24 protein-coding genes are annotated in these 24390 nt (G+C 66.1%); 9 read left to right on the top strand and 15 right to left on the bottom strand.

The genetic code is table 11. The annotated features are described in order from the left end of the window. Nucleotides 1–8: 8 nt before the first annotated feature. The gene (locus C8C99_RS05235; protein WP_108625155.1) at nt 9–371 is read right to left on the bottom strand and encodes a translation initiation factor Sui1; all 363 of its coding nucleotides are present in this window, start codon (nt 369–371) and stop codon (nt 9–11) included. Beyond that, nucleotides 368–838 carry a DUF2721 domain-containing protein gene (locus C8C99_RS05230; protein WP_056638396.1) on the bottom strand — a complete coding sequence of 157 codons (471 nt, stop codon included), beginning with the start codon at nt 836–838 and terminating at the stop codon, nt 368–370. The genes C8C99_RS05235 and C8C99_RS05230 overlap by 4 nt, the downstream gene beginning before the upstream one ends. A gap of 235 nt (nt 839–1073) precedes the next feature. Between C8C99_RS05230 and C8C99_RS05225 the strand changes: the two genes are divergently transcribed. Next, entirely contained in the window at nt 1074–2354 is a 1281-nt protein-coding gene (locus tag C8C99_RS05225; protein ID WP_108625154.1) for a DEAD/DEAH box helicase, read from the top strand. Between the two features lie 75 nt (nt 2355–2429). Here the strand turns inward: C8C99_RS05225 and C8C99_RS05220 are convergent, their stop codons facing one another. Then, a complete protein-coding gene (locus C8C99_RS05220) occupies nt 2430–2777 on the bottom strand; it encodes a DUF6172 family protein (protein WP_108625153.1) in 348 nt (115 codons plus the stop codon). A gap of 90 nt (nt 2778–2867) precedes the next feature. On the opposite strand from C8C99_RS05220, the gene C8C99_RS05215 reads away from it, so the two are divergent. Further along, nucleotides 2868–4130 (top strand): sensor domain-containing diguanylate cyclase, encoded by a 1263-nt coding sequence (locus tag C8C99_RS05215; protein WP_108625152.1) that lies wholly within the window; start codon nt 2868–2870, stop codon nt 4128–4130. Between the two features lie 102 nt (nt 4131–4232). On the opposite strand, the gene C8C99_RS05210 is transcribed toward C8C99_RS05215, so the two are convergent. Together C8C99_RS05210 and C8C99_RS05205 are read right to left on the bottom strand one after the other, a co-directional pair. Beyond that, on the bottom strand, nt 4233–4436 hold the full coding sequence (locus tag C8C99_RS05210) for a hypothetical protein (protein WP_056638382.1): 204 nt from the start codon (nt 4434–4436) through the stop codon (nt 4233–4235). Nucleotides 4437–4513: 77 nt separating this feature from the next. Continuing rightward, a complete protein-coding gene (locus C8C99_RS05205; protein ID WP_233247162.1) occupies nt 4514–6166 on the bottom strand; it encodes a methyl-accepting chemotaxis protein in 1653 nt (550 codons plus the stop codon). Nucleotides 6167–6505: 339 nt separating this feature from the next. On the opposite strand from C8C99_RS05205, the gene pstS reads away from it, so the two are divergent. The 3 genes from pstS to C8C99_RS05190 all read left to right on the top strand — a co-directional run bounded on the left by pstS (nt 6506) and on the right by C8C99_RS05190 (nt 9955). Next, nucleotides 6506–7573, top strand: coding sequence for a phosphate ABC transporter substrate-binding protein PstS (gene pstS / locus C8C99_RS05200; protein ID WP_108625151.1), 1068 nt, complete (start codon nt 6506–6508; stop codon nt 7571–7573). A gap of 111 nt (nt 7574–7684) precedes the next feature. Continuing rightward, nucleotides 7685–9208 (top strand): CYTH and CHAD domain-containing protein, encoded by a 1524-nt coding sequence (locus tag C8C99_RS05195; protein WP_108625150.1) that lies wholly within the window; start codon nt 7685–7687, stop codon nt 9206–9208. A gap of 78 nt (nt 9209–9286) precedes the next feature. Continuing rightward, nucleotides 9287–9955 carry a 3'-5' exonuclease gene (locus C8C99_RS05190; protein ID WP_082576725.1) on the top strand — a complete coding sequence of 223 codons (669 nt, stop codon included), beginning with the start codon at nt 9287–9289 and terminating at the stop codon, nt 9953–9955. A 175-nt stretch (nt 9956–10130) separates the two neighbouring features. On the opposite strand, the gene C8C99_RS05185 is transcribed toward C8C99_RS05190, so the two are convergent. Further along, nucleotides 10131–12185 carry an NADPH-dependent 2,4-dienoyl-CoA reductase gene (locus tag C8C99_RS05185; protein WP_108627048.1) on the bottom strand — a complete coding sequence of 685 codons (2055 nt, stop codon included), beginning with the start codon at nt 12183–12185 and terminating at the stop codon, nt 10131–10133. Between the two features lie 109 nt (nt 12186–12294). Between C8C99_RS05185 and C8C99_RS05180 the strand changes: the two genes are divergently transcribed. After that, nucleotides 12295–12927 carry a TetR/AcrR family transcriptional regulator gene (locus tag C8C99_RS05180; RefSeq protein WP_108625149.1) on the top strand — a complete coding sequence of 211 codons (633 nt, stop codon included), beginning with the start codon at nt 12295–12297 and terminating at the stop codon, nt 12925–12927. A 24-nt stretch (nt 12928–12951) separates the two neighbouring features. Here the strand turns inward: C8C99_RS05180 and C8C99_RS05175 are convergent, their stop codons facing one another. Beyond that, nucleotides 12952–13179, bottom strand: coding sequence for a SlyX family protein (locus C8C99_RS05175; protein ID WP_008906148.1), 228 nt, complete (start codon nt 13177–13179; stop codon nt 12952–12954). A 7-nt stretch (nt 13180–13186) separates the two neighbouring features. Continuing rightward, nucleotides 13187–14377, bottom strand: a complete 1191-nt coding sequence (locus C8C99_RS05170) for a PLP-dependent aminotransferase family protein (protein ID WP_108625148.1) — start codon at nt 14375–14377, stop codon at nt 13187–13189. A gap of 124 nt (nt 14378–14501) precedes the next feature. On the opposite strand from C8C99_RS05170, the gene C8C99_RS05165 reads away from it, so the two are divergent. Continuing rightward, nucleotides 14502–14981 (top strand): GyrI-like domain-containing protein, encoded by a 480-nt coding sequence (locus C8C99_RS05165; protein ID WP_108625147.1) that lies wholly within the window; start codon nt 14502–14504, stop codon nt 14979–14981. A 52-nt stretch (nt 14982–15033) separates the two neighbouring features. On the opposite strand, the gene C8C99_RS05160 is transcribed toward C8C99_RS05165, so the two are convergent. Then, a complete protein-coding gene (locus C8C99_RS05160) occupies nt 15034–16011 on the bottom strand; it encodes a tripartite tricarboxylate transporter substrate binding protein (protein ID WP_108625146.1) in 978 nt (325 codons plus the stop codon). Nucleotides 16012–16092: 81 nt separating this feature from the next. Then, entirely contained in the window at nt 16093–17565 is a 1473-nt protein-coding gene (locus C8C99_RS05155) for an amidase (RefSeq protein WP_108625145.1), read from the bottom strand. Nucleotides 17566–17688: 123 nt separating this feature from the next. On the opposite strand from C8C99_RS05155, the gene C8C99_RS05150 reads away from it, so the two are divergent. Together C8C99_RS05150 and nth are read left to right on the top strand one after the other, a co-directional pair. Further along, nucleotides 17689–18654: a LysR family transcriptional regulator gene (locus C8C99_RS05150; RefSeq protein WP_108625144.1), complete on the top strand. Its 966-nt coding sequence runs from the start codon at nt 17689–17691 to the stop codon at nt 18652–18654. A gap of 2 nt (nt 18655–18656) precedes the next feature. Next, nucleotides 18657–19295 (top strand): endonuclease III, encoded by a 639-nt coding sequence (gene nth, locus C8C99_RS05145; RefSeq protein WP_108627047.1) that lies wholly within the window; start codon nt 18657–18659, stop codon nt 19293–19295. 210 nt (nt 19296–19505) lie between these two features. Here nth and C8C99_RS05135 read toward each other — a convergent pair whose 3' ends face one another. The 5 genes from C8C99_RS05135 to C8C99_RS05115 all read right to left on the bottom strand — a co-directional run bounded on the left by C8C99_RS05135 (nt 19506) and on the right by C8C99_RS05115 (nt 24337). Further along, nucleotides 19506–20252, bottom strand: coding sequence for an aspartate/glutamate racemase family protein (locus C8C99_RS05135; RefSeq protein ID WP_108625143.1), 747 nt, complete (start codon nt 20250–20252; stop codon nt 19506–19508). 23 nt (nt 20253–20275) lie between these two features. Then, on the bottom strand, nt 20276–21040 hold the full coding sequence (locus C8C99_RS05130) for a GntR family transcriptional regulator (protein ID WP_108625142.1): 765 nt from the start codon (nt 21038–21040) through the stop codon (nt 20276–20278). Between the two features lie 13 nt (nt 21041–21053). Continuing rightward, nucleotides 21054–21947 (bottom strand): ABC transporter permease, encoded by an 894-nt coding sequence (locus tag C8C99_RS05125; RefSeq protein ID WP_108625141.1) that lies wholly within the window; start codon nt 21945–21947, stop codon nt 21054–21056. A gap of 1 nt (nt 21948) precedes the next feature. After that, nucleotides 21949–22863 (bottom strand): ABC transporter permease, encoded by a 915-nt coding sequence (locus C8C99_RS05120; protein ID WP_108625140.1) that lies wholly within the window; start codon nt 22861–22863, stop codon nt 21949–21951. 181 nt (nt 22864–23044) lie between these two features. Continuing rightward, nucleotides 23045–24337, bottom strand: a complete 1293-nt coding sequence (locus C8C99_RS05115) for a PotD/PotF family extracellular solute-binding protein (RefSeq protein ID WP_108625139.1) — start codon at nt 24335–24337, stop codon at nt 23045–23047. Nucleotides 24338–24390: the final 53 nt, after the last annotated feature.

Below are 24390 nucleotides of genomic sequence, written 5' to 3'. Positions count from 1 at the left end.
TAGGCTCCTCAGCCGCCAGCGCGCTTGACCTTGTGCCCCAGCTTCTGCAGCGCGGCCATGACGCGTTCCACGTGGTCGCCCTGCACTTCGATCACACCGTCCTTCACTGTGCCGCCGCTGCCACAGGCGGCCTTGAGCTGCTTGCCCAGTTGCTCCAGCGCGGCCTCGTCCACCAGCACACCCTTGACCAGTGTGACCGCCTTGCCGCCGCGCCCCTTGGTCTCGCGCGACACACGCACGATACCGTCGCCCGTGGGCAGAGGCTTGTTCGGTTTGCACACGCATTGCGCCACCGGCTGTCGGCAGGCGGGGCACATGCGGCCCGACTCGGTGGAATACACCAGGCCGCCCAAATCGGAAAACGACTTCATGGCTTCCTCCCCTCCACCTCTTGCTGCAGCATGTGAAAGTCGAGCAGCCGTGTGGCCAGCAGCGTTTCGGTCAGAAAACACACCAGCGCCAGCAAAAAGCAGGCAACGCCCGCCAGAAACCCGCCCACCGCGAGGCGGCTGGACTGAAAGTCGGTGGTTTCGCCCAGGAACAGCAGGATGATGGTCGTGCCGATCAGGAAGGCACAAAACGTCAACAGAGCAATACAGCCGTTGGCCAGCCGCCCGCGCAAGCGCAAGTCGCCCAGCTCTTTGTAGGCACGGGCCAGGAATTCGGGCTCGGCATTGACGCGCGCGCGGTCTTCCACCACGCGCGCACGGTCGATGATGCGGGCCAGGCGCCCTGCCACCGCGCCGATCATGCCGGACACGGCGGTGAGCAAAAACACGGGTGCCACCGCCAGCTGGATGCCGTGGGTGATGGCGGTGGTATCAAGGGGCAAAGCCATGGGGTGCGGGTCCGAAAACAGTCAACAGAAACAGGGCGGCCCGATTATCGGTTGCTACGTGCGGGCCCGGGCCGCTCGCATTCCCTGTCGCAAAGGGACGGGCAATGTGTGCTATGCCCCGGCATGGGCGCGCCAGACAAGGGTGCATCTGGCAACTGCGGCGACAATGCAGGCCTGTACCGTTCCATCCGCGCTGCCTTGCGGGCCCCCTTCAACGCCTCCCCAGCGCCCTTCCATGCCTTTTGCTTCCCTCGGTCTGTCCCCTGCCCTCGTCCATGCTGCCGACAAAGCAGGCTTTGTAACGCCCACCCCCATTCAGGCGCGCGCCATTCCTGCCATCCTGCAAGGGGCGGATCTGCTGGGTGCGGCGCAGACGGGGTCGGGCAAGACGGCGGCCTTTGCCCTGCCTTTGCTGCAGCAACTGCAGCTCAGCGCCACCGGGGGGCCACGCCGGGTGCGCGCCCTGGTGCTGGTGCCCACCCGCGAACTGGCCGCGCAGGTGGGCGAAGTGCTGCGCAGCCTGGCGCAGCACCTGCAGCAGCCGCTCAAGATCGCCATCGTGTTTGGTGGCGTGTCGATCAACCCGCAGATGCTGGGCTTGCGCGGCGGTGCCGACATTGTGGTGGCCACGCCGGGGCGCCTGCTGGACCTGGTAGACCACAACGCCCTGCGCCTGTCAGCCGTCGCACACCTGGTGCTGGACGAAGCCGACCGGCTGCTGGACCTGGGCTTTGCGGAAGAACTGCAGCGCGTGCTGGCGCTGCTGCCTGCGCAGCGGCAAAACCTGTTCTTCTCGGCCACTTTCCCCGCCGCGGTGCAGGCCCTGGCGGATGGCCTGCTGAAGCAGCCTGTGCGCGTGGAGGTGCCCCATACGCCGGGCAACGAACCCGCCATCGAACAACGCGCCATTGCGGTGGACGCCAGCCGCCGCACCCAGCTGCTGCGCCACCTGGTCAAGGAGCACAACTGGTCGCGCGTGCTGGTGTTTGTGGCCACGCAGTACGCCGCCGAGCACGTGGCCGGAAAACTGTACAAAGCGGGCATCTATGCCACGCCCTTCCACGGCGGCCTGAGCCAGGGTGCCCGCAACCAGGTGCTGCAGGAGTTCAAGGACGACCGCTGGCAGGTGGTGGTCACCACCGACCTGGCAGCGCGCGGCATTGACATCGCCCAGCTGCCTGCCGTGGTGAACTACGACCTGCCCCGCTCGGCGGTGGACTACGTGCACCGCATCGGTCGCACTGGCCGGGCGGGCGAAAGCGGCATGGCTGTGAGCTTTGTGACGGCCGATGCCGAGGCGCATTTCCGGCTGATCGAAAAGCGCCAGCACCTCACTATCCCACGCGAGCAGATCGCGGGCTTTGAACCCACCGACACTCCAGCCCCCGCATCGACCACCGACCCCCAGGGCACCGGCGGCGTCAAGGGCAAACGCCCCAGCAAGAAGGACAAGCTGCGCGCCGCTTCCGCGGCAGCAACAGCCCACGCCCCGACCGAGCACAAAAAAGGCCCCTGAAAAGGGGCCTGCAGTGCTGGCTTGCATACGGGGTGGGCCTGGGTGGCTGGGCGCGGCGGCCGCCCAGCCCCGGTTTCACGCGCCTTCTTCTCCGTCTTCGTCCCAATCATCGGCCCCGGCGCGCGGCGCCTCGCCAGCAGGCCGAGGGGTGCGCTTGCCAGGCTTGGCCAGAATCTCGACATAGAACTGGGCGCCGCCCTCGGCGGCCACGCCGTTGATCAGCCCGGTCAACGCCGACAGGCGCGCCACGGCGGCGTCTTCCTTGGTCGGGCCAAACTGGCAATCAAAGTCCCAGAAGTCGGCGCCTTCAGGCAGGTCACGGCGCCGTTCGCGCTTGATGTACTTGCGGATTTCGTGCTTGACGGCATCCAGAACGCGGTCGCGGTTCTTGCCTTCAACGTGGAGTTGGAAAGTTTTTCTCATGGGCGATGGTACCGCCTGTGACAGTTGCTGGTTCACGCCCCCGCATCCAGGTGCCACAATGGTGTATTACTTTTGGTTACCGCCAAGCCCATGAACCACGACCTGCGCCTGCTGCACCTGCTGCCAGCGGCCGTGCTTGTCACGCAAAAGGGCGCCATTCGTTTCGCCAACGCCGCCAGCATGGAATTGCTGGAAGCGCCCAGCATTGACAGCCTGATCGGGCGGCTGTCCGGCGACTTTGTGCACCCCCTGGACCAGGTGCGCTCCACCAACCGCATTCAGCAAGTGGCCGTGCCCGAGCAGGCCGGGCGGCCCAACAAGTCCTCCGAGTTCCGCATTCGCACCGAGCTTGGCAACCTGCGCATGGTGCTGATCAGCAGCGTGGCCATTGAATGGGACGGCGCGCCCGCCGTGCTGATGTGCGGCATGGACATGACGCACCAGAGCGAGATCGAGGCCCAGTTGCGCGAGAGCGAGCAAAGCTTCCGGCGCCTGTTCGAGAACATGCAGGACGTGTACTACCGCACCGATGCGCAGGGCGTCGTGCAGCATGTGGGCCCCGGCGTGCGCCGGGTGCTGGGCTACGAGCCCCATGAGATCGAAGGGCGCACCGCCGAGTCCTACTACCCGCAGAGCACCGACCGCGACGCTTTCAAGGCCGCCATCATGGAGCACGGCGAGGTGTCGGATTTTCCGGGCCAGATGGTGCGGCGCGACGGCACCGTGATCGACATCTCCATCAGCAGCCATTTGCTGTACGACCACGCGGGCAATTTTGCGGGGGTCGAAGGCATCTACCGCGATGTGACGCAGCGCAAGAACCTGGAGCGCGAACTGCAGCGCCTCGCCACCACCGACATGCTGACAGGCATTGCCAACCGCCGCGCGTTTCTGGAATGTGCCGAGTCGGCCTATGCCCATTCGCGCAGCAACGGCGAGCCCCTTACCTTGCTGATGCTGGACCTGGACCACTTCAAGGCCATCAACGACCGTTTTGGCCACCTGGAAGGTGACCGTGCCCTGTTGGCGTTTGCGCAGGCCATCAAAGGCCAGTTGCGCGCCAGCGATACGGTGGGTCGGCTGGGTGGTGAAGAGTTTGGCGTGCTGCTGCCACTGACCACCCTGGCAGAAGGCCTGGAGGTCGCCACGCGCATGCTGCACAGCATTCGCGCGCTGCAGCTCACGGACGATGCCGGCCACAGCTACCGCTTCACCACCAGCCTGGGGGTGGGCACCTTCCGCCAGAGCGACCGCAGCCTGCGCGACATGCTAGACCGTGCCGACCAGGCGCTGTACCTGGCAAAGCACCGGGGGCGCAACCAGGTGGCGTCGCTTGAAGCGCAAGACGATTAAGCGCCAAGAGCCGGTGGACGATCGCAGGAGTTGCGCAGCGGCGGTGGCGGGATGAAACGCCAGGCGGGCAGTGCAACGGAGGCACCCAAGGCCCGTGGCTGACTACAGCCGCATCCGCTCCTGCTGCAGGTTCCACAGGCAGGCGGCGATGCCCAGCAGCATCTCCATCACATGCTCCGATCCGCTACAGGACAGCTCCAGGTCATCAATGATCATGGCCAGTTGCGAGATGGCGTCCTCCGGCGCGGCGGCACCGCCGCTGCGGGCCACTTCGGCGATGGCGATCAGGACATCGGTGCGGTTCATGGCTGAGTCGGGGGCCAGGCACTGCAGGTCTGAACGCCGCAGAGCACCGGTGGCCTGGGTTGCATGCGCTGGACCGCTTAGCGCGCCGACAGAGCCAGCTGCGCCGGGTTGGCCCCGCCACCCTGCAGCACAGCAGCCGCAGGCGCTGGGCCGCCGGCCGGCAACCGGGGGACAGCTGCCCCGGACAAAGCGGCATCGGGCGCCAGGCGGAACTGGTGAATCACCTCCAGCAAGCGCCGCACCTGGTTCTTCATACCAGTCGAGGCGGACGAACTGTCATCCACCAGAGCAGCGTTCTTTTGCGTGGCCGCGTCCAGCTGGCGCACGGCCTCGCCGATCTGGGCAATGCCCCGGGCCTGCTCTTGCCCCGCGTCCTTGATGGCGGTGATGAGCGACACCACCTGGTTCACATGGTGCACGGTGTTGGCCACGCGCTCGCCCGCCTGCCCCACCAGGGTCGATCCGCGCTCCACCCCCTGCACGCTGGCCGAAATCAAGCCGCGGATCTCGCGCGCTGCCATGCTGCTGCGCTGCGACAGCCCGCGCACCTCGCCCGCCACCACCGCAAAGCCCCGGCCCTGCTCACCGGCACGGGCAGCCTCTACCGCCGCATTGAGTGCCAGCAGGTTGGTCTGGAAGGCGATGTCGTCGATCACCTTGATGATGTCCGTGATCTTTTGCGACTGGACCTTGATCTCCTGCATGGTCGCGATCACGTCGCGCATCACGCTGCCGCCCTCATTGGCCACATTGCTCGCCTCCTGCGCCAAGGCGGTGGCACGCTGGGCGTTGTCGGTGTTGTGCTGCACCGTGATGGTCAGCTGCTCCATCGACGCGGCAGTCTCCTGCAGGTTGGACGCCTGCACCTCGGTGCGGCGCGCCAGGTCCTCGGTGCCACCCGCCATCACCACCGCCTCGTGGGCAACGGTCTCGGTACTGGCGCGCACCTCGGTGATCACGCGCACCAGCTGGTGGTTCATCTCGCGCAGGGCCCCCAGCAGCTCGGCTGTCTCGTCATTGCCACGCACATCAATGTGCGCCGTCAGATCGCCACCCGCCACAGTGCGCGCCAGCACCACGGCCTGACGCAGCGGCCGCGAGATGGAGCGGGTGATGACCCAGGCCATCGCGGCCCCCACCATCAACGCCAGGGCAGTGGCCGCCAGCATCCACCAGTGGATGGTGTCGCTCATCGCACGGGCCCCTGCAAACTCTGCCGCGGCCACATTGATCTGCAGGGCCACCAGGCGCTCGATGGCGTCCTGCACCTTGAGCGCGTTGGGACGGATCTGGGTGATATACAACTCCGAGCCATCGTCGTACTTGCCCGCCACCAGCGCGGCCGACGCCGGGATCAGGCCTTTGTCCAGGTAGGTGGCGTTGGCGTCGGCAAAGGCCTGCGCCAGGGCTTGCTCCTCAGCCCCCAGCGGCTTGGCGGCGTAGTCTTTCCACAGGGCCTGGATGCGCTCGACATTGGCGCTCAGAGCCGCGTGGCTGGCCTCCAGGTTGCTGGTGCCAGGGTCCATCAGCATGTCCATTACCAGCACCCGGTTGCGCTGCGTCAGGTGGCTGATCTCGGCCAGCACACCCATGGGCACGGTGCGGTCGCCATACAAGGCTGCGCTGCGCTCGGTCAACCGCTTGGCGCCGCTGATGCCGCCGGCCGCCAGGGCCGAGATCAGCAGCAACAGCACGGCAAATGCCAAGGCCAGGCGGGTACCAATTTTCATTTTTTGAAGCATCTGAATCTTTCGTGAAGGTCCACCAGGGCGCCGCCATCTTGTGGGAGGCAAACGCGTGCTGCCGCTGAGCACAAGCCCATGGCGCAGCACCTTGGCCCCGCGCACCGGCCCCTGGCTGTCTGCGAAAGATACTAATTGTTTCAAATGACAGATTAATGACGAGCAGAGAAACCCCGGACCTCCAAGGCAGCCTTTAAAATCCGCCCCTTTTTGCTAGGATTGGCGCGCTGAACGCACATCCGACGAGGATCGCGCGTTGCGTAAATTTCCGTTGCATCAGAATCGCATGGCATATCGTTATTCATAAAAAACCATTAAATAAAACACATGAAATATATTTACTCCATTTTTCTGCTTGCAGCGAGCCTGTGGCACGCGATCCCTGCCAGCGCACAAGCCGTGACGGGCGCCGGGTCGTCGGCAGCCGCGCCCATCTACCGCAGCTGGGCCAAGGCCTATGCCAAGGCCACCGGCAGCGCGGTGGACTATGACCCGGTGGGTTCCAGCGCAGGCATGAAAAAAATCCAGCAACAGGCCGTGGGATTTGGTGCAACCGATGTGTACCCGGCTGACAAGGACCTGATCGAACAGGGTCTGCTGGCGCTGCCCGTGGCCATCACCGGCATCAGCCCCATCGTCAACCTGCCCAAGGTGCAAAACGCCCAGTTGCGCCTCACGGGCGAGGTACTCAGCCGCATCTTCATGGGCGAGATTGGCCGCTGGAATGCGCCAGAAATCACGGCCCTGAACCCCGACATCTCCCTGCCCGACCTGCCCATCAAGGTGGTGGTGCGTGCCGATGGCTCCGGCACCACCTACAACTTTGCGGACTATCTGGGCAAGGTGAGTCCCAAATGGAAAACCTCGTACGGCGCCAAAACCAGCATCGCCTGGCCCGCGGGGGTGCTGGCCTTCAAAGGCAGCGACGGCGTGGCCAAGGGCGTGCGCGACACGGTGGGTGCCATTGGGTATGTGGACCACGGCTATGTGGCTGAATACGGACTGACCTCTGTGCAGATGAAAAACGCCGACGGCGTTTATGTCAAACCCTCCATCGATGCGTTCAAGGCCGCCCTGGCCAACAGCGATTGGGCGGCCACCGGGGTTTTCAACAGCACCTTGACCCAGCGGCCCGGCAAATCGGTGTGGCCCATCACCATGGGCACGTTTGTGGTGTTCCCCAAGGTCACGCAGAACCCTGACCAGACGGCCCAGGCGCTCCGGTTCATCCTCTGGTCGTTCCTCAATGGCGATACCCTGGTGCAGGAAAATAATTTTGTCCGCCTGCCAGACCGGGTTCAGGCCTCGGCATTCAAAATCATTACCTCCATTCGGGATAATCAAGGCAAACCACTGGGCATGAGCCTGATTTCCTCCTTCAATCGTCCGATATAGTTAATCAATTCAATAAAACTCATCGAGTTTTAAATACTTTCACAGTGTTATCGGTCGCCCATAATCCAGCATCGCGCCGCAACGGCGATACCACGGGATAATGCGGCCACCATGGAAATTGAATTCAAGTTCTGTATCCCGCCCGAGCGCCTTGCCGCTGTGCAGGCGGCCGTGCGCCGGGGCCGGTGGGTCACCGTCCGCATGGAGGCGCGCTACTTCGACACGCCCGATGGCGCCCTGGCCTCCCGGGGCATTGCGTTTCGATTGCGCCGTGAGGGCGACCAATGGGTGCAAACCGTCAAGGCGTTGGGCGACGGCCCGCTGGACCGGCAAGAGCACAACGTCGCCCGCGGCCCAGCCACCGCTGGCGCAGCGCCTGAACCCCTGCCCCAGCTGCACGACGGCACCGTGGCGGGTGCCCGGCTGCTACAGGCGCTGCAGGCCGCCAGCGGCCCGCTCGAAGAAACCTACGGCACCGAGATGGACCGCATGACCCGCGACATCACCCGACAGGGGGCGGTGGTCGAGCTGGCACTGGACACCGGTCGGGTGGTGGCCCACCGGGGCACACCGCAGCAGGCCGAGGCCCCGATTTGCGAACTGGAGCTTGAACTCAAGGCCGGGACAGTGGCGGGCCTGGCGGCGCTCGCCACCCAATGGTCCGCGCGCCACGGGCTGTTTCTGAGCACCGTGTCCAAGGCCGAGCGGGGCGAGCGGCTGCTGGCAGCACCCGGTGGCAGGCCCGCACGCAAGCCCCGGCCGCTGACCTACCCCTCCCTGCCACTGCCGCCAGGGCCCGCGCTGCAGCGCGCCGTGGTGGCGCATTGCCTGCAGCAGATGGTAGGCCCTGCCAGCGACATCGCCGAAGGCGCAAACGACGATGAGCAGGTGCACCAGTTGCGCATCGGCATCCGCCGCCTGCGCACCGCCTTGCGCGAGCTGGCACCGCTGGCCCCCGGCAGCTTCGACCCCGCCTGGGAGCCGCCCCTGGTCGATGTGTTCCAGCAGCTCGGCCATTTGCGGGACCGCAGCCAGGTGATGGAACGCATCGAAACCGAACTGCACGCCGCCGGAGCACCACACCTGCCGTCGCAAAAGAGTGCAGACGCAGGGCAAGCCACCGCCGCGCACATCGTGCGCAACGCAGCCTTCCAGGGCGCGCTGGTGGGCCTGATGGCCTTCACCACCCAGGGCCTGGACGCCACTGGCGACGACCCGGCGGGCCTGGACACCCGGGCCACACGTCGCCTGCTGCAGCACCGCCTGCGCGCACTGCATGCCCAGGTGCAAAAAGGCACCCGGGGCTTTGCCGCGCGCACGCCACAGGCGCAGCACCGCCTGCGCAAGCGCCTTAAACGCTTGCGCTACCTCACCGAGTTCGTGGCGCCCGCGCTGGATGCACACAGCGCCCGGTTTCTGGACAGCCTGCAGCCCGCGCTGTCAGCACTGGGCCGCCTCAACGACGAGCGCGTAGCCGCCGCGCTGTACCGCGAGAGCGCTGAGGCGGGCAAATCCAACGCCTGGTTTGGCGTAGGCTGGCTGGCGGGACGCCAGGCGCTGGCCGTGGCAGCCTGTGAACAGGCCCTGGCGCACGTGGCGGAAGCACCCCGCTTGCGCAAAGCCAGCAAGCGCTGACGCTGCCAGACGCTGCGCCTGCACAGCTGCATGCAGTACGCACAGAAAGAGGAAGGGCGTGGGGCCCCGCGCGGCACAATGGCCAGCATGACGGCCCCTCCTCCCTCCCTGCGCCAGCCGGCTTCCGCTCTCCACCACCCCTCTGCGCGCACCGCCCAACGCCCCACGCCAGACAAAGAACAGATCGCCCTACTGGAGCCCTTTGAGCGCCTGGGCACAGACCGCATAGCGCTGGTCTCCACGCCCGCTCAGGCCGACCAGGCCTGCAAAGCCTTGGCCAGCGCCAGCGCCTGGGGCTTCGACACCGAGTCCAAACCCACCTTTGTGCAGGGGCAGTCATCGGACGGTCCGCACATCGTGCAACTGGCCACGCTGGAACGGGCCTGGGTGTTCCAGTTGCACGACCCCGGCTGCCGCGCGCGCGTGGCCGAGCTGCTGGCCCTGCAGGGTGTGACCAAGGCGGGCTTTGGCCTGGGGGACGACACCAAGCGCATCCAGCACAAGCTGGGCGTGCAGCCGGCCGATGTGCTGGAGCTGAACACCGTGTTCCGAAAGCAGGGCTACCGCAAGGACATGGGCGTGAAGGGCGCAGTGGCGGTGCTGTTCAACAAGCGCTTTATCAAGTCCAAAAAAGCCGCCACATCCAACTGGGCCAACCCGCAGCTCAGCGAGGCCCAACTGGTGTACGCCGCCAACGACGCCTGGGCCGCGCTGCGGGTGTTCAACGCCTTGGACCTGCCCGCCTGAGGGACTGGGCGGGCACGGCCGCAGCGGCACACCATCGCAGTAACGGCAGCACATTTACTATCAAAACAATAGCTACTCAGGCATATTCTTCCGGCGCTACCAACCAAAAACACCTCAACAACACGCCCAGCAGGTCAAGTAGCCCGCCCTCCGGGCGGTACGCACACCGCGACCTCTACAGCCGGGCCGCCAGACGCGCCGCCTGGTCGATGGCGCGCTTGGCGTCCAGCTCACCGGCCTCCAGCGCTCCGCCAATCCGATGGGGCTTCAGGCCCTGGGCTTCCAGTGCCTGCGCCAGGCTGAAAAGCGGCACCTGCCCCGCACACAGCACGACGGTGTCGCACGGGATCCAGGTCGGGTCCTCTCGTTTTTCGCCATAAGACACCAGCAGGCCCTCGTCGGCAATGCGCTCGTAGTTCACGCCGCTCACCATTTGCACCTCTTTCATCTTGAGCGTGGTGCGGTGAATCCAGCCCGTGGTCTTGCCCAGGCCCGCGCCGAGCTTGCCCTTCTTGCGCTGCAGCAGCGTCACCTGCCGTGCAGGGGGCGTCACGCGCGGGCCACTGGTGGCCAGGCCACCGCGCGCCTCGGCCGGATCGGTGATGCCCCATTCGGCCTTCCAGGCAGACAAATCGAGCGTGGTGGAGAGGTGATCGCCATGCGTGAGGAATTCGGCCACGTCAAAGCCGATGCCTCCCGCGCCGATGATGGCCACGCGCTCGCCCACGGGCTTGCCGCGCTTCAGCACGTCGATGTAGCTCAGCACCTTGGGGTGGTCCTGGCCGGGGATCTTCGGGTCGCGAGGTTCCACGCCGGTCGCGACGATGACCTCGTCAAAGCCCACAAGGTCGGCGGCCTGCACGCGCTGGTTCAGGTGCAGTTGCACGCCCGTGTCGTCCACGCGTGTACCCAGGTAGCGCAGCATTTCGTGGAACTCTTCCTTGCCCGGAATCACCTTGGCCATGTTGAGCTGGCCGCCGATGGCGGGCGCGGCGTCAAACAGGTGCACCTCATGCCCCCGCTCGGCGGCCACCGTGGCGGCGGTGAGGCCCGCTGGCCCCGCGCCCACCACAGCCACGCGCTTACGCGACGACACGGGGCGGTACACCAACTCGGTCTCATGGCAGGCGCGCGGGTTGACGAGACAACTGCTGGTCTTGTTCTGGAACACATGGTCCAGGCAGGCCTGGTTGCAGGCGATGCAGGTGTTGATGCGGTCGGCCCGGCCCTGCGCAGCCTTCTTCACAAACGCGGCATCGGCCAGCAGCGGGCGAGCCATGGACACCATGTCGGCGCAGCCCTCGGCCAGCACCTGCTCGGCCACCTCGGGCGTGTTGATGCGGTTGGACGTGACCAGCGGTGTGGCAATGCCTGCCGCCGCGAACTCGGCCTTCATCTTCTGCGTGACCCACGCAAACGCTGCGCGCGGCACACTGGTGGCAATGGTGGGCACCCGCGCCTCGTGCCAGCCAATGCCGGTGTTCACGATGTTCGCCCCGCCCATGGCCACGGCCTTGCCCAGGGTGACGATCTCGTCCCAAGCGCTGCCGCCGGGCACCAGGTCGATCATCGACAGGCGGTAGATGATGATGAAGTCCTTGCCAACGGCCTCGCGCATGCGGGCCAGAATCTCCACCGGCAAGCGCATGCGGTGGCTGTAGTCGCCGCCCCATTCATCGCGCCGCAAGTTGGTGGCCTGCGACAGAAACTGATTGATGAAATAACCCTCGGAGCCCATCACCTCCACGCCGTCGTACCCGGCCTCGCGCGCCTTCATCGCGCAATTGACGAAGGCGCGGATCTGCCGCTCCACCCCCCGTGCCGACAGCGCGAACGGCGTGAACGGCGAAATCGGCGACTGCAGCCGCGAGGGCGCCACGGCCAGCGGGTGGTAGGCGTAGCGCCCGGTGTGCAGGATCTGCAGCGCGATCTTGCCGCCCGCTGTATGCACGGCCTCGGTCACCACGCGGTGGCGCTTGGCCGCGCCCGAGGTCGCCAGCGTGCCCGCAAACGGCTTGGCCCAGCCCGCGATGTTGGGAGCAAAGCCACCCGTCACGATCAAGCCCACGTCACCCTCAGCCCGCTCGCGGAAGTACGCCGCCATGCGCGAGAGGTCGCGCCCATCCTCCAGCCCCGTGTGCATGGAGCCCATGAGCACGCGGTTTTTGAGGGTGGTGAACCCCAGGTCGAGGGGGGCGAGCAGGTGCGGGTACAAGGCGGCACCGGGCATGGAGGCAGCGGCTGCAGGGGCGGCAGGAGCGGCCATGGAAGGAGAGGAATGCATGGGAGGATTGTGGACTAGAAGTATTTTCTAGAACTTTATTCTAGAATCACGTTCCATGGCAAGCCGCAATTCCCCGCCCCCCACTTCATCCCCTGCTGAAGCCCCCACCGACCGCCGCCAGGACATCCTGAACGCCGCCCTGGCCTGCGCGGCCGAAGGCGGCGTGGATGCGGTCACCATCGACGGCGTGCGCGCGCGCTGCGGGGCCAGCGTGGGCAGCATCTATCACCACTTTGGCAACCGCGACGGCATCGTGGCGGCGCTGTTCTTCGAGATTTATCACGACCAGTCGCGCAGCGTGCAGGCGCAGCTGGATGCCGCCCAGGGCGTGGAGGCGGGCGTGCAGGCCCTGGTCACGGGCTATCTGGACTGGGTGGTGGCGCAGCCCGAGCGGGCGCGTTTTCTGTTTCAGGCGCGGGGCGCCGTGGCCGCCGGCCCGCGCACGCCAGACCTGGCCGAGGCCGCGCGCCGCCGCAACCAGGCGCTGGTGGCCTGGTTTGAGCCCCACCGCCGGTCCGGCGCGCTGCGCGACCTGCCGTGCGAGCTGATGCCGTCACTGGTGATGGGGCCAGTGCAGAGCTACTGCAGGGCCTGGCTGTCGGGCAACGCGGCACAGGGCGGTTTGCCCTCGCCGACTACCTACCGCACCGAGCTGGCCGAGGCTGCCTGGCGGTCCGTCAGGGCGTAGACCGAGCGATCGGATCAGCTCCGATCAGTAATGTGGCGGCAGCTCGTCGCGCAGGTTGCGCGGGCCGTTCGAGCCGCCTTCAGGCGCTTGCTGGCGCAGCTGGATGACCTCGTGCGTCAACCGGTCGATCAGTTGCTGCTGCTGGTAGATGGTCATGTTCAGCTGGTCCAGCAAGTCTTCGGTAAAGCTGGCCTTGATCTCCAGGCTTTCAAGGCGCTGGAGAACGTTGGCGAGATCGTTGGTGTCGGACATGGAGGCGTCAGATCGCCTGGCCCAGGCGCGCGACGCCTTCGCGGATCTTGTCCACATCGGCCGTCGCGAACGACAGGCGGAAGGTGGCGTGGTCGGGGTTGGCGCAGAAGAACGGCGTGCCGGGCACAAAGGCCACACCCTTTTCAATCGCGCGCTTGGCCAGCACGTTGCCATCGGCCACCTTGCCGCCTGCGCCCGTCAGGCGCGCCCACACGAACAGGCCGCCCTGGGGCTGCACAAATTCGATGGCGTCGCCCAGTTCCTTGCGCAGCGCGTCGCCCATGGCCTGGGCACGTTCGGCATACACCTTGCGCACGTTGGCCAGCGTGCCAGGCATGCGGCCGGCCTTGAGGTACTGCGCGGCCGTGGCCTGCGCAAAGGTGCTGGTGTGTGCATCGCTGAACTGCTTGCACATGGTGGCCTTGCCCAGCAACTCGGCCGGGGCAATCATCCAGCCCACGCGCAGGCCGGGCGACAGCACCTTGCTCAGGCTGCCGCAGTGCACCAGCAGATCGCGGCTGCCGGGCACGGTGGCCGACAGATTCAGCAGACTAGGGGGAGGCGCATCGCCAAAATACAGATCGCCATAAGGATCGTCCTCGACGATCAGCGTGTTGTGCTTCACGGCCATTGCCAGCACGGCCTTGCGGCGCTCCAGGCTCAGCATGGCGCCGCTGGGGTTGCCGAAGGTAGGGATCAGGTAAACGAACTTGGGCTTGTGTTCGGCGATGAGCTTTTCCAGCTCGTCGGTCTTCACGCCGTTGCCGTCGATGGGCGCGCTGATGAGTTCGGCGCCATACAGGCGGAAGCACTGGATGGTTGCCAGGAAGGTCGGGCCTTCCACAATCACCTTGTCGCCGGGGCTGATGAGCGTCTTGCCCAGCAGGTCCAGCGCCTGCTGGCTGCCGGTGGTGACGATGAGGTGTTCGGCCGCCACATCCCTGGCGCCCTTGCTGGTCATGAAGGCGGCCAGTTGCTCGCGCAACGGGTTATAGCCTTCGGTGGCACCGTACTGCAGCGCCGCACCGGGTTCTTCGGCCAGGGCAGCATTGCTGGCGGCGCGGATGCCTTCCACGTCGAACATCGCGCTGTCGGGGAATCCGCCTGCAAAGCTGATGATGCCGGGCTTGCCCAGCAGCTTGAAAAGCTCGCGGATGGCGGAGGTTTCTACGTTGTTCAGGCGGTCGGCAAATTGCATGGCGTGGACAGAAGTGGTTGGCAACAAACCGTGCATTGTCGCCAATTGCGACGCAGGATTCATGCGGTGTCCGTCCGACAGGCTCTAAACTGGGTTTTCCCTCCACGCCATTGCCCTGCCCGCCATGACCTTGACCATCCGCACCCTGCCCCGCATGCGCCTTGCCACCATGCGCCACACCGGCGCTTACGGCCACCCGGGCCTGACCGAGCTGTGGGAGCGTTTTGGCAGCTGGTGTGCCGCAAATCGCCTGAATGATCCGCGACCCAAGTTTTACGGCTTCAGCCACGACGACCCGGCCTGCACGCCGCCCGAGCGGTGCCGCTATGACGCAGCGGTGCAGATTGGCGTGGGCCTGCGCACCGGGCCCGATGTGCAGGTGATGGACTACGAAGGCGGCGATTACGCCTGCATGCACTTTGTGGGCACCGGGCCCGAGATCGCTGCCGCCTGGGCGCAGATGGGCGCGCCGGGCCAGATTCCCGAAGGCTGGGAATGCGAGCCCCGCGCCGCGCTGGAAATTTACGACGAGGACTTTGCGGTGGACCCGGCCACCGGGCGCTTTCCGTGCTGGCTGTGCATCCCAGTCAAGCGGGCGCGCTGAAACCTGTCGGGCGACGCTGAAAGGCTGATCAGCCAGGTTCCGGCGCCCACCGTCAATCCACCCGGATATCCGCCCGCGCCGCCACGGCGCGCATCAGCGGCAGCTCGCGCTCAATGCGTGCGCGCAGCGCATCCCCATTGCCACCCAGGGGTGTGAGGCCGATGTCCACCATCTTCTTCTTGAACTCCGACGAGGCCATGGTCTCGGCCAGGGCCTTTTCCAGCTTCTTCTGCACGGGTGCGGGCAGGCCTGCGGGCCCCACAAAGGCAAACCACGATCCCATGTCAAAGCCGGGGTAGCCGCTTTCGGCCACCGTGGGCACATTGGGCAGCAGGGCCAGGCGCTGAGGACTGAGCGCCGCAATCGCCTTGATCTTGCCGGACTTGATGAGCGGCGTGGACGCCACCACGGTGTCCACCGCCAGTTGCACCTGCCCGCCCATCAGCGCCGTAAGGCTGGGCGAGCTGCCGTTGAAAGGCACATGCATCATCGGAAAGCCTGCCGTGGTCTTGAGCATCTCGGCGCCAAAGTGCACCGACGAGCCCGTGCCGTAGGAGCCATACGAAAACTTGTCCGGCGCCGCCTTGGCCTGGGCCACGATGTCCTTGAGCGACTGGCCCGGGGTGTCGTTGTGGGCCACCAGCAGCAACCCCATGTCGGCCACCAGGGCCAGGGGCGTGAAGCTCTTGAGGGGGTCGTACGGCAGGTTCGTGCGAATGGCCGGGTTCATCGTGAGCGTGGTGTTGGACCCGAGCAGCAGCGTGTAGCCGTCAGCAGGCGCCTTGGCCACCACGGATGCTGCCACCACCGTGCCCGCGCCGGGTCGGTTCTCGACCACCATGGGCTGCCCCAGGCGCTCGCCCATGGCTGTGGCCAGCAACCGCCCCAGGATGTCGGTCGCGCCACCTGCTGCAAAAGGCACGACCAGCTTGATGGGCCGGTCAGGGTAAGTCTGTGCCTGCGCCAGGCCGGGCGCGCCCAGTACCAGGGCACTGAGCAGAAGACTCGATACGAAGCGGGAACGCAGCATGGTGAAGCTCTCCAGAAAGCACATTGACAAAAGCGAGGGGGGTAACGGTGTGGTAAGGAATGGCGAACGGCCAGGCCCCCATCAATCCAGCAAGGGACTTCGCTGGCGCGCATACCCGCTGGCCTGGTCGTAGGCGTGGCCGATCTGCAGCACGGCGGCGTCAGACTGCGCCGGGCCGATGATCTGCAGACCCGCAGGCAGGCCGCTGGGGCCGAAGCCTGCGGGGGCTGCCAGCGCGGGCAGCCCAGCCATGGTGGCGGGCACCACGGCCTCCATCCAGCGGTGGTAGGTGTCCATGGTCCGGCCGCCGACTTCGTGGGGCCAGTCCATAGCGGCATCGAACGGGAAGACCTGTGCGGCGGGCAGCACCAGAAAATCGAACTGCTCGAACAGGCCGCGCAGCAACTGGTACCACGCGCTGCGCACACGGGCTGCGTCGTACACCTGCAAGGCAGTCAGGCGCATGCCGCGCTCGATCTCCCACACCGCCTCGGGTTTGAGCAGCGCATGCGTGGCCGGGTTGCGATACAAGGCCGCATTGGCCCCTGCCACGCTGAAGCTGCGCAGGTCGATCCATGCGTTCCACAGCTGCTTCAGGTCGAACGCGGGCACGACGGACTCCACCGTGCAGCCTGCGGAGCGGAAGTGTTCCAGCGCCTTTTCGCAGGTGGCCAGCACACCGGGCTCGGTGGACAGGTGGCCGCCCAGGTCGCCCAGCCAGCCGATGCGGGCACCGCGCCAGTCGCGCTCCAGCGGCTGGCCCAGCAGGGCAACATCCTCGTGGCGGCGCGTGAGCGGCAGGCGCGCATCAAAACCCGCCTGCACCGACAGCAGCAGCGCCAGGTCCGGAATGTTGCGGGCCATGGGCCCGGCCACGCTGAACTGCTGGAAGAACACTTCTTCTGTCGGCCCATGCGGCACCAAGCCGAACGAGGTGCGCAGCCCATACACATTGTTGAAGGCCGCTGGCGTGCGCAGCGATCCCATCATGTCCGAGCCATCAGCCACGGGCAGCATGTGCAATGCCACCGCCACCGCCGCCCCACCGCTGCTGCCGCCCGCCGATACGGCCGGGTTGTGGGCGTTGCGCGTGGTGCCGTACACCGGGTTGTAGGTGTGGCCGCCCAGGCCAAACTCCGGCGAATTGCTGCGGCCAATGAAGAGCGCACCGCCCGCGCGCATGCGCTCGAACACCACCGCATCCGTGGCCGAGACCTGCCCGGCAAAGATGGGCGAGCCCCGCGTAGTGACCATGCCCGCAGCGGGCATGATGTCCTTGGGCGCCTGCGGAAACCCATGCAGCGGGCCCCGACTCTCGCCGCGCGCCAGTTGCGCATCGCGCTCCGCCGCCTGCGCGCGCAGGGCGTTGCGGTCCACCATCGCCACCAGAGCGTTCACCACGGGGTTGAGCCGGTCCACCTGGGCCAGGTAGGCGTCCAGCACCTCGGTGCAGGAGACCTCGCGCGCGTGGATGGCGCGCGACAGGCCGGTGGCCGTGTGGTCCACGATGCGGCTGGGGGTGTCGCCCGGGGGAAGGCTGTTTGCAGAAGACATGGGTGCTGGGGCCGTTGAATGTGTCATTGGCGAGTCAGCATACGCAGCCCGCTGCGTTTCGACAATCGACGATTTCTGGGGTTATCTTTGCGTTTTATGCAATCCACACCCCGAAAGGCCCCCATGCTTTCCAGCCGCTTGCAGGACACCGCGCTGCGCTACTTTCTGGAGGTGGTGCGCAGCGGCTCCGTCAGCGAGGCCGCCACGCGCCTGAATGTATCGCCCTCGGCCGTGAGTCGCCAGGTGGCCGCCCTCGAAGACCTGCTGGGCGTGCCGCTGTTTGACCGGCGCCCGCGCGGCATGGCGCCCAGCGCTGCGGGCGAGTTGCTGGCCGCCCATGCACGGCGCGGCGCGCTGGAGGCCGACCGCGTGGTCTCCGACATCCAGGCGCTGCAGGGCCTGCGCACGGGGCTGGTGCGCATTTGCAGCTCGGCGGGTTTTGCCATCGAGTTTTTGCCACGTGTGATGGCGCAGTTCCGCCTGCAGTACCCCGGCATTCAGTTCCACCTGCGCGTGGCCAGCCCGGCAGCAGTGACCGTGGCAGTACTCAACGGCGACGCGGACATTGGCCTGACCTACAGCCGCTCGGCCGAGCGGGACATCGTGGTGCAGCACCGCCAGGCCGCGCCCGTCATTGCCATCATGCGGCCCGACCACGCGCTGGCACGCGCCCACTCCGTCACGCTGGCGCAGATGCACGCCTACCCCATCGCCCTGCCCGAGCGCGACAACACCGTGCGCCAGCTGTTCGACATTGGCTGCAGCCAGCGCGGCTTGGTCTTCGAGCCCGCGCTGGTGTGCAACCACTTCGAGACGCTGATGCACTTTGTGCTGCATGGCGGCGGCCTGTCCATCTCGGGCGAGGTGACGGTGCGCGACCGGGTGCAGCGCGGCGAGCTGCACGCGGCGCAGATCCGCGAGCCCGGCATGAACGCCCGCGCCGCCGAGCTGCAAACCCTGAGCGGCCGCACCCTGCCCGCTGCGGTGCGGATGTTCCTGGAATTTTTGCAGACACAGCTGCGGGACAATGCGGCACCGGCCACACCCACCAAAAGAAGCCAGCCCCCTGCCCCACCCCGCCAACGATGATGATGAAAACCGCCCAGATCGAGCCCTTCTTCGCCACCCTCAAGGCGGCCAACCCCCTGCCCAACACGGAGCTGGAATACACCACGCCGTTCGAACTACTCGCCGCCGTGCTGCTGTCGGCTCAGGCCACCGACGTGGGCGTGAACAAGGCCACGCGCAAGCTGTTCCCGGTGGCGGGCACGCCCCAGGCCATCCTGGACCTGGGTCTGGAGGGGCTGGAGGGCTACATCAAGACCATCGGCCTGTACCGCACCAAGGCCAAGAACCTGATGGAGACCTGCCGCATCCTGGTGGAGCAGCACGGCAGCGTGGTGCCCCGCACGCGCGAAGCGCTGGAGGCCCTGCCCGGCGTGGGCCGCAAGACGGCGAATGTGGTGCTGAACGTGGCCTTTGGCCAGCCCACGATGGCGGTGGACACGCACATATTCCGCGTGAGCAACCGCACAGGCCTGGCACCGGGCAAGAACCCGCTGGCCGTGGAGCTGCAGCTGATGAAGCGCGTGCCCGCCGCCTATGCGGTGGACTCGCACCACTGGCTGATCCTGCTAGGCCGCTATGTGTGCCAGGCGCGCAAGCCGCGCTGCTGGGAATGCGTGGTGAGCGAGTATTGCGACTACCGGCCGAAGACGCTGGCGCCCTGAACGCCCTGAACGCACAGAACGCACAGAACGCACAGAACGCACAGAACGCACAGAACGCACAGAACGCACAGAACGCACAGAACGCACTGCGCTTCAAAATTCATAGCATTTGACGCATATTTTTCTAGCGCATCCGGCCAAAAACACTCGAAAACTGCGCTCTGGCAGAGACTCCGAACCCTTGCGCAACCGTCGGCCCTCCAGGCCGGGTCAGGCCACGCAGGGGGTGCCCAGCGCCGCCATCTCCTGCGACACCCCCACCCACGCCACATCAAACCCTGCCACCTTGCGCTCCGGCGGCACGGGGTGCGCGCGCAGCGCCCAGGTGGCACCGGCCACCACGCTGTCGATCACCGGCACCGACACTTGCGGCTGCACAGCGGCAGCCATGCCTGCCAGCCCCGCCCCGCCCAAAATCACCGCTTGCACTCCCATCTGCCGCACCACGTCTCTGCAGGCCTGGGCCAGCAGCGAGCGGGCCGCTTCGGGGTCAGCCGCCAGTTGCGCGCCGGTGGGGGCCACGGTCTGGATGCCTGCCAGTGCGTGGGCGTGGCCCAGCGCCTGGGCCAGGCGCTGCAGCATGGGGCCCCAGCGCTCGCCGCCGGTGACGATGGCAAAGCGGCCGTGGCGCGCGGCTTCGATGAATGACGCTTCGGCCAGGCCGGTGACGGGCACGGGGCTGCTCTCGCGCAGCGCCATCAGGCCAGGGTCGCCAAAGCAGCCGATCAGCACCGCGTCGGGCGGGGCGTGTGGCTGTGCGATCTCGTGCGCCCACACATCGAGCGCTGCGTGGGCCGCCACGGCGTAGCTCGCCTCACACGCGATGTACGGTGCGCCAAAGCGGGCCGTGGCCGTGCGCACCGCCACATGCGAGCCCACAGCCCCCTGCACATGCCGCTGCAGCAAGGTACTGACATGGGCCGACATATTGGGGTTGATGACGAGCAGTTGGCGCATGGAGGAAGGCTTTGGAAAGCGAGTCAGGCCCCGCCGAGCAACTGTGCCAAATCAGGGGCCTCCGCCGCAGGGGGCGTGAACTCCAGCTGCGATTCGATGCGCGCCAGGTGGGCCAGCATCAGCCGGGGCGCCTCGCGCGCATCGCGCAGGCGAATCGCGTCGATCAGTGCCCGGTGCTCGCGGCAGCCGCAGGCCGTGGCCTCTTCGCGGGTTTGGGCATGGCTGGGGCTGTAGGTCATCAGGATGAGCGAGGTGCGCGACACCAGCTCGCGCAGGATGCGCCCCAACGTCTGGTGCCCTGCTGCCTGCGCGATGTGCAGGTGAAAGTCGCCCGACAGGCGGATGGCACGGCGCATGTCGCCACTGGCGCGGGCGGCCTCTTCGTCGTCGATGCAGGTGCGCAGCGCGGCGATGTCAGCGTCGGTGGCGTTGGCGATGAACAGCTCCACCAGGCGCGGCTCCAGCAGGCGGCGGGCTTCAAAGACTTCCAGCGCCTCTTGCGGCGTGGGCTGGGCAATGGATGCGCCCCGGTTGGGCGTGAGCGTGACGACCTGCTCGTTGGCCAGCCGCACCAGCACAGGCCGCACCCGCGTGCGCGACACGCCAAAGGCAGCCGCCAGCTTGTCCTCCACCAGTTTGGTGCCGGGCGGCAGCCGGTGATCGAGGATGGCCGACACCATGCGGTCGTACATGTCGTTGTCGCTGAGCTGGCCGGTCATGTCGGGCTGCACGGGCGCTTCGGTGACCGCAGCGCGCGCGCGCCGGGGCTTGGGGAGGGTGGTGGTCATAAGGGTGCCGTTTTTACCCCGAATGGCCCTTGCGCCTGCGGCCCAGTGCCCACACCAGCGCCAGCGTGATGCCCATCACGACGAACGACACCACGGTGGTGAGTGTGCCTAGCGCATAGATGGACGGCGTGGTCACCGTGCTGGTCAGCCCCTGCAGCTCCAGCGGCAGCGTGTTCACATCGCCAATGGCCTGCGAGGTGCGGGCGATCTCGTCCCAGCTGAGCGTGAAGCCAAACATGCCGATACCCACCACCGAGGGCGCAATCAGCGGCAGCACCACATGCGCAAAGCCCTGCCAGGGTGTGGCGCCCAGGTCGCGTGCAGCCTCTTCGTACGCAGGGTTGAAGCGGTTGAACACCGCAAACATGATGAGCAAGCCAAACGGCAGCGTCCATGTGAGGTGTGCGCCCAGAGCAGAGGTAAACAGGCCCAGCGAGGTGCCATAGCCCTCCAGCGCGCTTTCCATGCCCAGCCATTCGAGCACCGCCTTGATGCCGTTGTCGATGAGCCGGAACTCCAGCCCAATGCCCAGCGACACGATGATGGACGGCATGATGAGGCTGGCCACGACGATGAAGAACAGCGTGTTGCCCCCCGCCAGCCGCTTGCGAAACGCCAGGCCCGCCAGCACCGACAGCACCACCGTGCACAGCATCACCGCCAGGCCCAGGCCCAGCGAGCGCCACAGCGCCGCGCCAATGTCCACCACGCCCAGCCCTTCGGCCAGCTTGGCGAACCAGTGCAGCGACACGCCCCGCATCGGAAAGGTGAGCCCGCCTTCCGGCCCCTGAAAGCTCAGGATGAAGATCACGAACATGGGCCCGTACATGAACAGCACGAACAGCGCAAAGACTATGGCCAAGGGCCAGAAGCTGGCCGGGCGGGTTTCGCGGATGCGGGTGGTCATCTCACAGCTCCTTGCGAATATCGACGAGCCGCGTGAGGCCCCAGATGATCATCAGCACCACGGCCAGCAAGATCACGGCATTGGCCGCCGCCAGCGGGAACTGCAGGTACGACGTCTGCACCTGGATGATCTTGCCGATGGAGGCGATCTGCTGCCCGCCCATCACGCCGATGGTCACGAAGTCACCCATGACGATTGTGATCACAAAGATCGAGCCGATGATGATGCCGGTGCGCGACAGCGGCACGATCACGTTCCACAGCGTCTGCCAGCCACTCGCGCCACTGTCGCTGGCGGCTTCGATCAGGCTGCGGTCAATGCGCATCATGCTGTTGAAGATGGGCACGATCATGAACATGGTGTACAGGTGCACAAAGGCGAGCACCACAGAGAAGTCGGAGAACAGCAGCCACTCGATGGGCGTCTCGATGAGGTTCATGCCCATCAAAGTCTGGTTGACCAGCCCGTTGCGACCCAAGAGCGGCACCCACGAGATCATGCGGATCACATTCGAGGTCCAGAACGGGATGGTGCACAGCACGAACAGCAGCGTCTGCATGCCCGATGAGCGCACATGGAAAGCCAAAAAGTAAGCCACGGTGAAGCCAATCACCAGCGTGATCAGCCACACCAGAAAACTGAACTTGAGCGTGGAGTAATACGTCTTGAGCGTGACACACAGGCCCTCCGACGCATCGCCACAGCCCGCGAAGATCGACACGTAGTTCTTGAACGTGAACCCGGGCAACAGCTCGTACTCATTGAAGTCCCAGAAGCTGACCATCACGATCAGCGTCAGTGGAGTGAGGAAGAACAGCGCGAACACCAGCGTGAATGGCGCTGCCTGCCACCAGGCGGCTATGGTGCGACCAGGAACGGCAGCAGCGGGTAAGGACGGTGTGGTGGTCATGCTCATGGTGTTTGCAATCAATGAATCCAAAGGTCTACTGTTCGGCTCTTGCTCTTGAGACTGGCGCTGCCTAAGGCCAGTGCCCCCGTGCAAGGGCCGCCCCGCCGCACCGGGGGCGTCCCCCTCCCGACCCGCGCAGCGGGACGAGAGAGGGGGAAGGCGCGCAGCGCCTCAGGGGGTGCCTACCTCATGCCGCGACGAATTCATTCCACTTCTGCACCATGTAGTTGTTCTCATCCATCAGCGCGTTCCAGCAAGCAATGCCGCCCATGCGCGACTCATAACTGCCGCCGTCGCGCACCGCACCGGCCTTGGCCAGCACATCGCCGTTCGGGCTCTTGATGTCTTGCGTGGCGGGCTTACCTTCCATCCAGTAGGCCCATTCGTAGGCTTCCATCTTGGACTTGGCGGTCTCCAGCACGGCGCTGTAGTAGCCCTGGCGGTTCAGATAGGCACCGGCCCAGCCGTCCAGGAACCAGTTGATGAACTCGTACGCGCCATCGAGCTTGCGGCCCGACAGCGTGGCCGGCAGGCCGAAGCCCGCGGCCCAGGCGCGGTAGCCTTCCTTGAGCGGCTGGAAGTTGCAGGCGATGCCCTTGGTGCGCACAGCGGTGACGGCAGGGCTCCACATCGACTGGATCACCACCTCGCCCGAAGCCATCAGGTTCACCGACTCGTTGAAGTCCTTCCACAGCGCGCGGAACTGGCCTTGTTTCTTGGCTTCGATCAGGGTCTTGATCGTGAGATCAATTTCCTTCTTGGTCATGTTGCCCTTGTCGGGGTACTTGTAGATGCCCATGGCCTCGACCACCATGGCAGCGTCCATGATGCCGATGGAGGGGATGTTCAGGATGGCGGTCTTGCCCTTGAACTCGGGGTTGAGCAGCTCGGCCCACGAGTTGACGGGGCGCTTGATCAAATCGGGGCGTATGCCCAGCGTGTCGGCGTTGTACGTCGTCGGAATCAGCGACATGAACTGCGTGGGCGCGGTGGCGAACTTCTTGGACTTCTCGCCCTCCAGGTAGATCACCTTCTTGGGCGCCGTGCCCTGGTCGCCTACGGCCTTGCCGGCCACCATACCGGTGGTGAACAGCGTGGTGATCTTGTCGGCGTTCTTGATGCGCTTGGTGTCAATGCCCTTCAGGTTGCCGGTGGGCACGATCTTCTTGAGCGAGAAGTATTCGGTGTCGATGAGGTCAAAACTGTTGGGCGCCGTGACGGCGCGCTTGGTCACGTCGTCGGTGGTTACGGCCACGTACTGGATCTCGATGCCGGTGTCGGCCTTGAATTTCTCGGCAATCGCCTTGTCCTGGTTCACGGCCGTTCCCAGGTAGCGCAGCACGATTTTTTCCTGCGCATGCACGGCCGGAAACATGCCAGCGGCCAGGATGCCCGCTGTGCCCTTGAGCAGCGAGCGGCGCGCCACACCAGCGGCTTCGGGGACAACAGCAGGGGAATCAGCACGGAAAGCATCGGACATGGGAAAACTCCTTGGGTTGCGGAAGGGGACGGGTGAAAAAGGGGTTGCGTGGC

Origin of the sequence: Acidovorax sp. 107, assembly GCF_003058055.1 — a bacterium.
Lineage (GTDB): Bacteria > Pseudomonadota > Gammaproteobacteria > Burkholderiales > Burkholderiaceae_C > Acidovorax.
This window is presented reverse-complemented; position numbering and strand designations above follow the sequence as displayed.

Coding starts and splice junctions, on each gene's coding strand:
- C8C99_RS05235 (WP_108625155.1), bottom strand. CDS start 371: ATGAAGTCGTTTTCCGATTTGGGCGGCCTGGTGTATTCCACCGAGTCG.
- C8C99_RS05230 (WP_056638396.1), bottom strand. CDS start 838: ATGGCTTTGCCCCTTGATACCACCGCCATCACCCACGGCATCCAGCTG.
- C8C99_RS05225 (WP_108625154.1), top strand. CDS start 1,074: ATGCCTTTTGCTTCCCTCGGTCTGTCCCCTGCCCTCGTCCATGCTGCC.
- C8C99_RS05220 (WP_108625153.1), bottom strand. CDS start 2,777: ATGAGAAAAACTTTCCAACTCCACGTTGAAGGCAAGAACCGCGACCGC.
- C8C99_RS05215 (WP_108625152.1), top strand. CDS start 2,868: ATGAACCACGACCTGCGCCTGCTGCACCTGCTGCCAGCGGCCGTGCTT.
- C8C99_RS05210 (WP_056638382.1), bottom strand. CDS start 4,436: ATGAACCGCACCGATGTCCTGATCGCCATCGCCGAAGTGGCCCGCAGC.
- C8C99_RS05205 (WP_233247162.1), bottom strand. CDS start 6,166: ATGAAAATTGGTACCCGCCTGGCCTTGGCATTTGCCGTGCTGTTGCTG.
- pstS (WP_108625151.1), top strand. CDS start 6,506: ATGAAATATATTTACTCCATTTTTCTGCTTGCAGCGAGCCTGTGGCAC.
- C8C99_RS05195 (WP_108625150.1), top strand. CDS start 7,685: ATGGAAATTGAATTCAAGTTCTGTATCCCGCCCGAGCGCCTTGCCGCT.
- C8C99_RS05190 (WP_082576725.1), top strand. CDS start 9,287: ATGGCCAGCATGACGGCCCCTCCTCCCTCCCTGCGCCAGCCGGCTTCC.
- C8C99_RS05185 (WP_108627048.1), bottom strand. CDS start 12,185: ATGCCCGGTGCCGCCTTGTACCCGCACCTGCTCGCCCCCCTCGACCTG.
- C8C99_RS05180 (WP_108625149.1), top strand. CDS start 12,295: ATGGCAAGCCGCAATTCCCCGCCCCCCACTTCATCCCCTGCTGAAGCC.
- C8C99_RS05175 (WP_008906148.1), bottom strand. CDS start 13,179: ATGTCCGACACCAACGATCTCGCCAACGTTCTCCAGCGCCTTGAAAGC.
- C8C99_RS05170 (WP_108625148.1), bottom strand. CDS start 14,377: ATGCAATTTGCCGACCGCCTGAACAACGTAGAAACCTCCGCCATCCGC.
- C8C99_RS05165 (WP_108625147.1), top strand. CDS start 14,502: ATGACCTTGACCATCCGCACCCTGCCCCGCATGCGCCTTGCCACCATG.
- C8C99_RS05160 (WP_108625146.1), bottom strand. CDS start 16,011: ATGCTGCGTTCCCGCTTCGTATCGAGTCTTCTGCTCAGTGCCCTGGTA.
- C8C99_RS05155 (WP_108625145.1), bottom strand. CDS start 17,565: ATGTCTTCTGCAAACAGCCTTCCCCCGGGCGACACCCCCAGCCGCATC.
- C8C99_RS05150 (WP_108625144.1), top strand. CDS start 17,689: ATGCTTTCCAGCCGCTTGCAGGACACCGCGCTGCGCTACTTTCTGGAG.
- nth (WP_108627047.1), top strand. CDS start 18,657: ATGAAAACCGCCCAGATCGAGCCCTTCTTCGCCACCCTCAAGGCGGCC.
- C8C99_RS05135 (WP_108625143.1), bottom strand. CDS start 20,252: ATGCGCCAACTGCTCGTCATCAACCCCAATATGTCGGCCCATGTCAGT.
- C8C99_RS05130 (WP_108625142.1), bottom strand. CDS start 21,040: ATGACCACCACCCTCCCCAAGCCCCGGCGCGCGCGCGCTGCGGTCACC.
- C8C99_RS05125 (WP_108625141.1), bottom strand. CDS start 21,947: ATGACCACCCGCATCCGCGAAACCCGCCCGGCCAGCTTCTGGCCCTTG.
- C8C99_RS05120 (WP_108625140.1), bottom strand. CDS start 22,863: ATGAGCATGACCACCACACCGTCCTTACCCGCTGCTGCCGTTCCTGGT.
- C8C99_RS05115 (WP_108625139.1), bottom strand. CDS start 24,337: ATGTCCGATGCTTTCCGTGCTGATTCCCCTGCTGTTGTCCCCGAAGCC.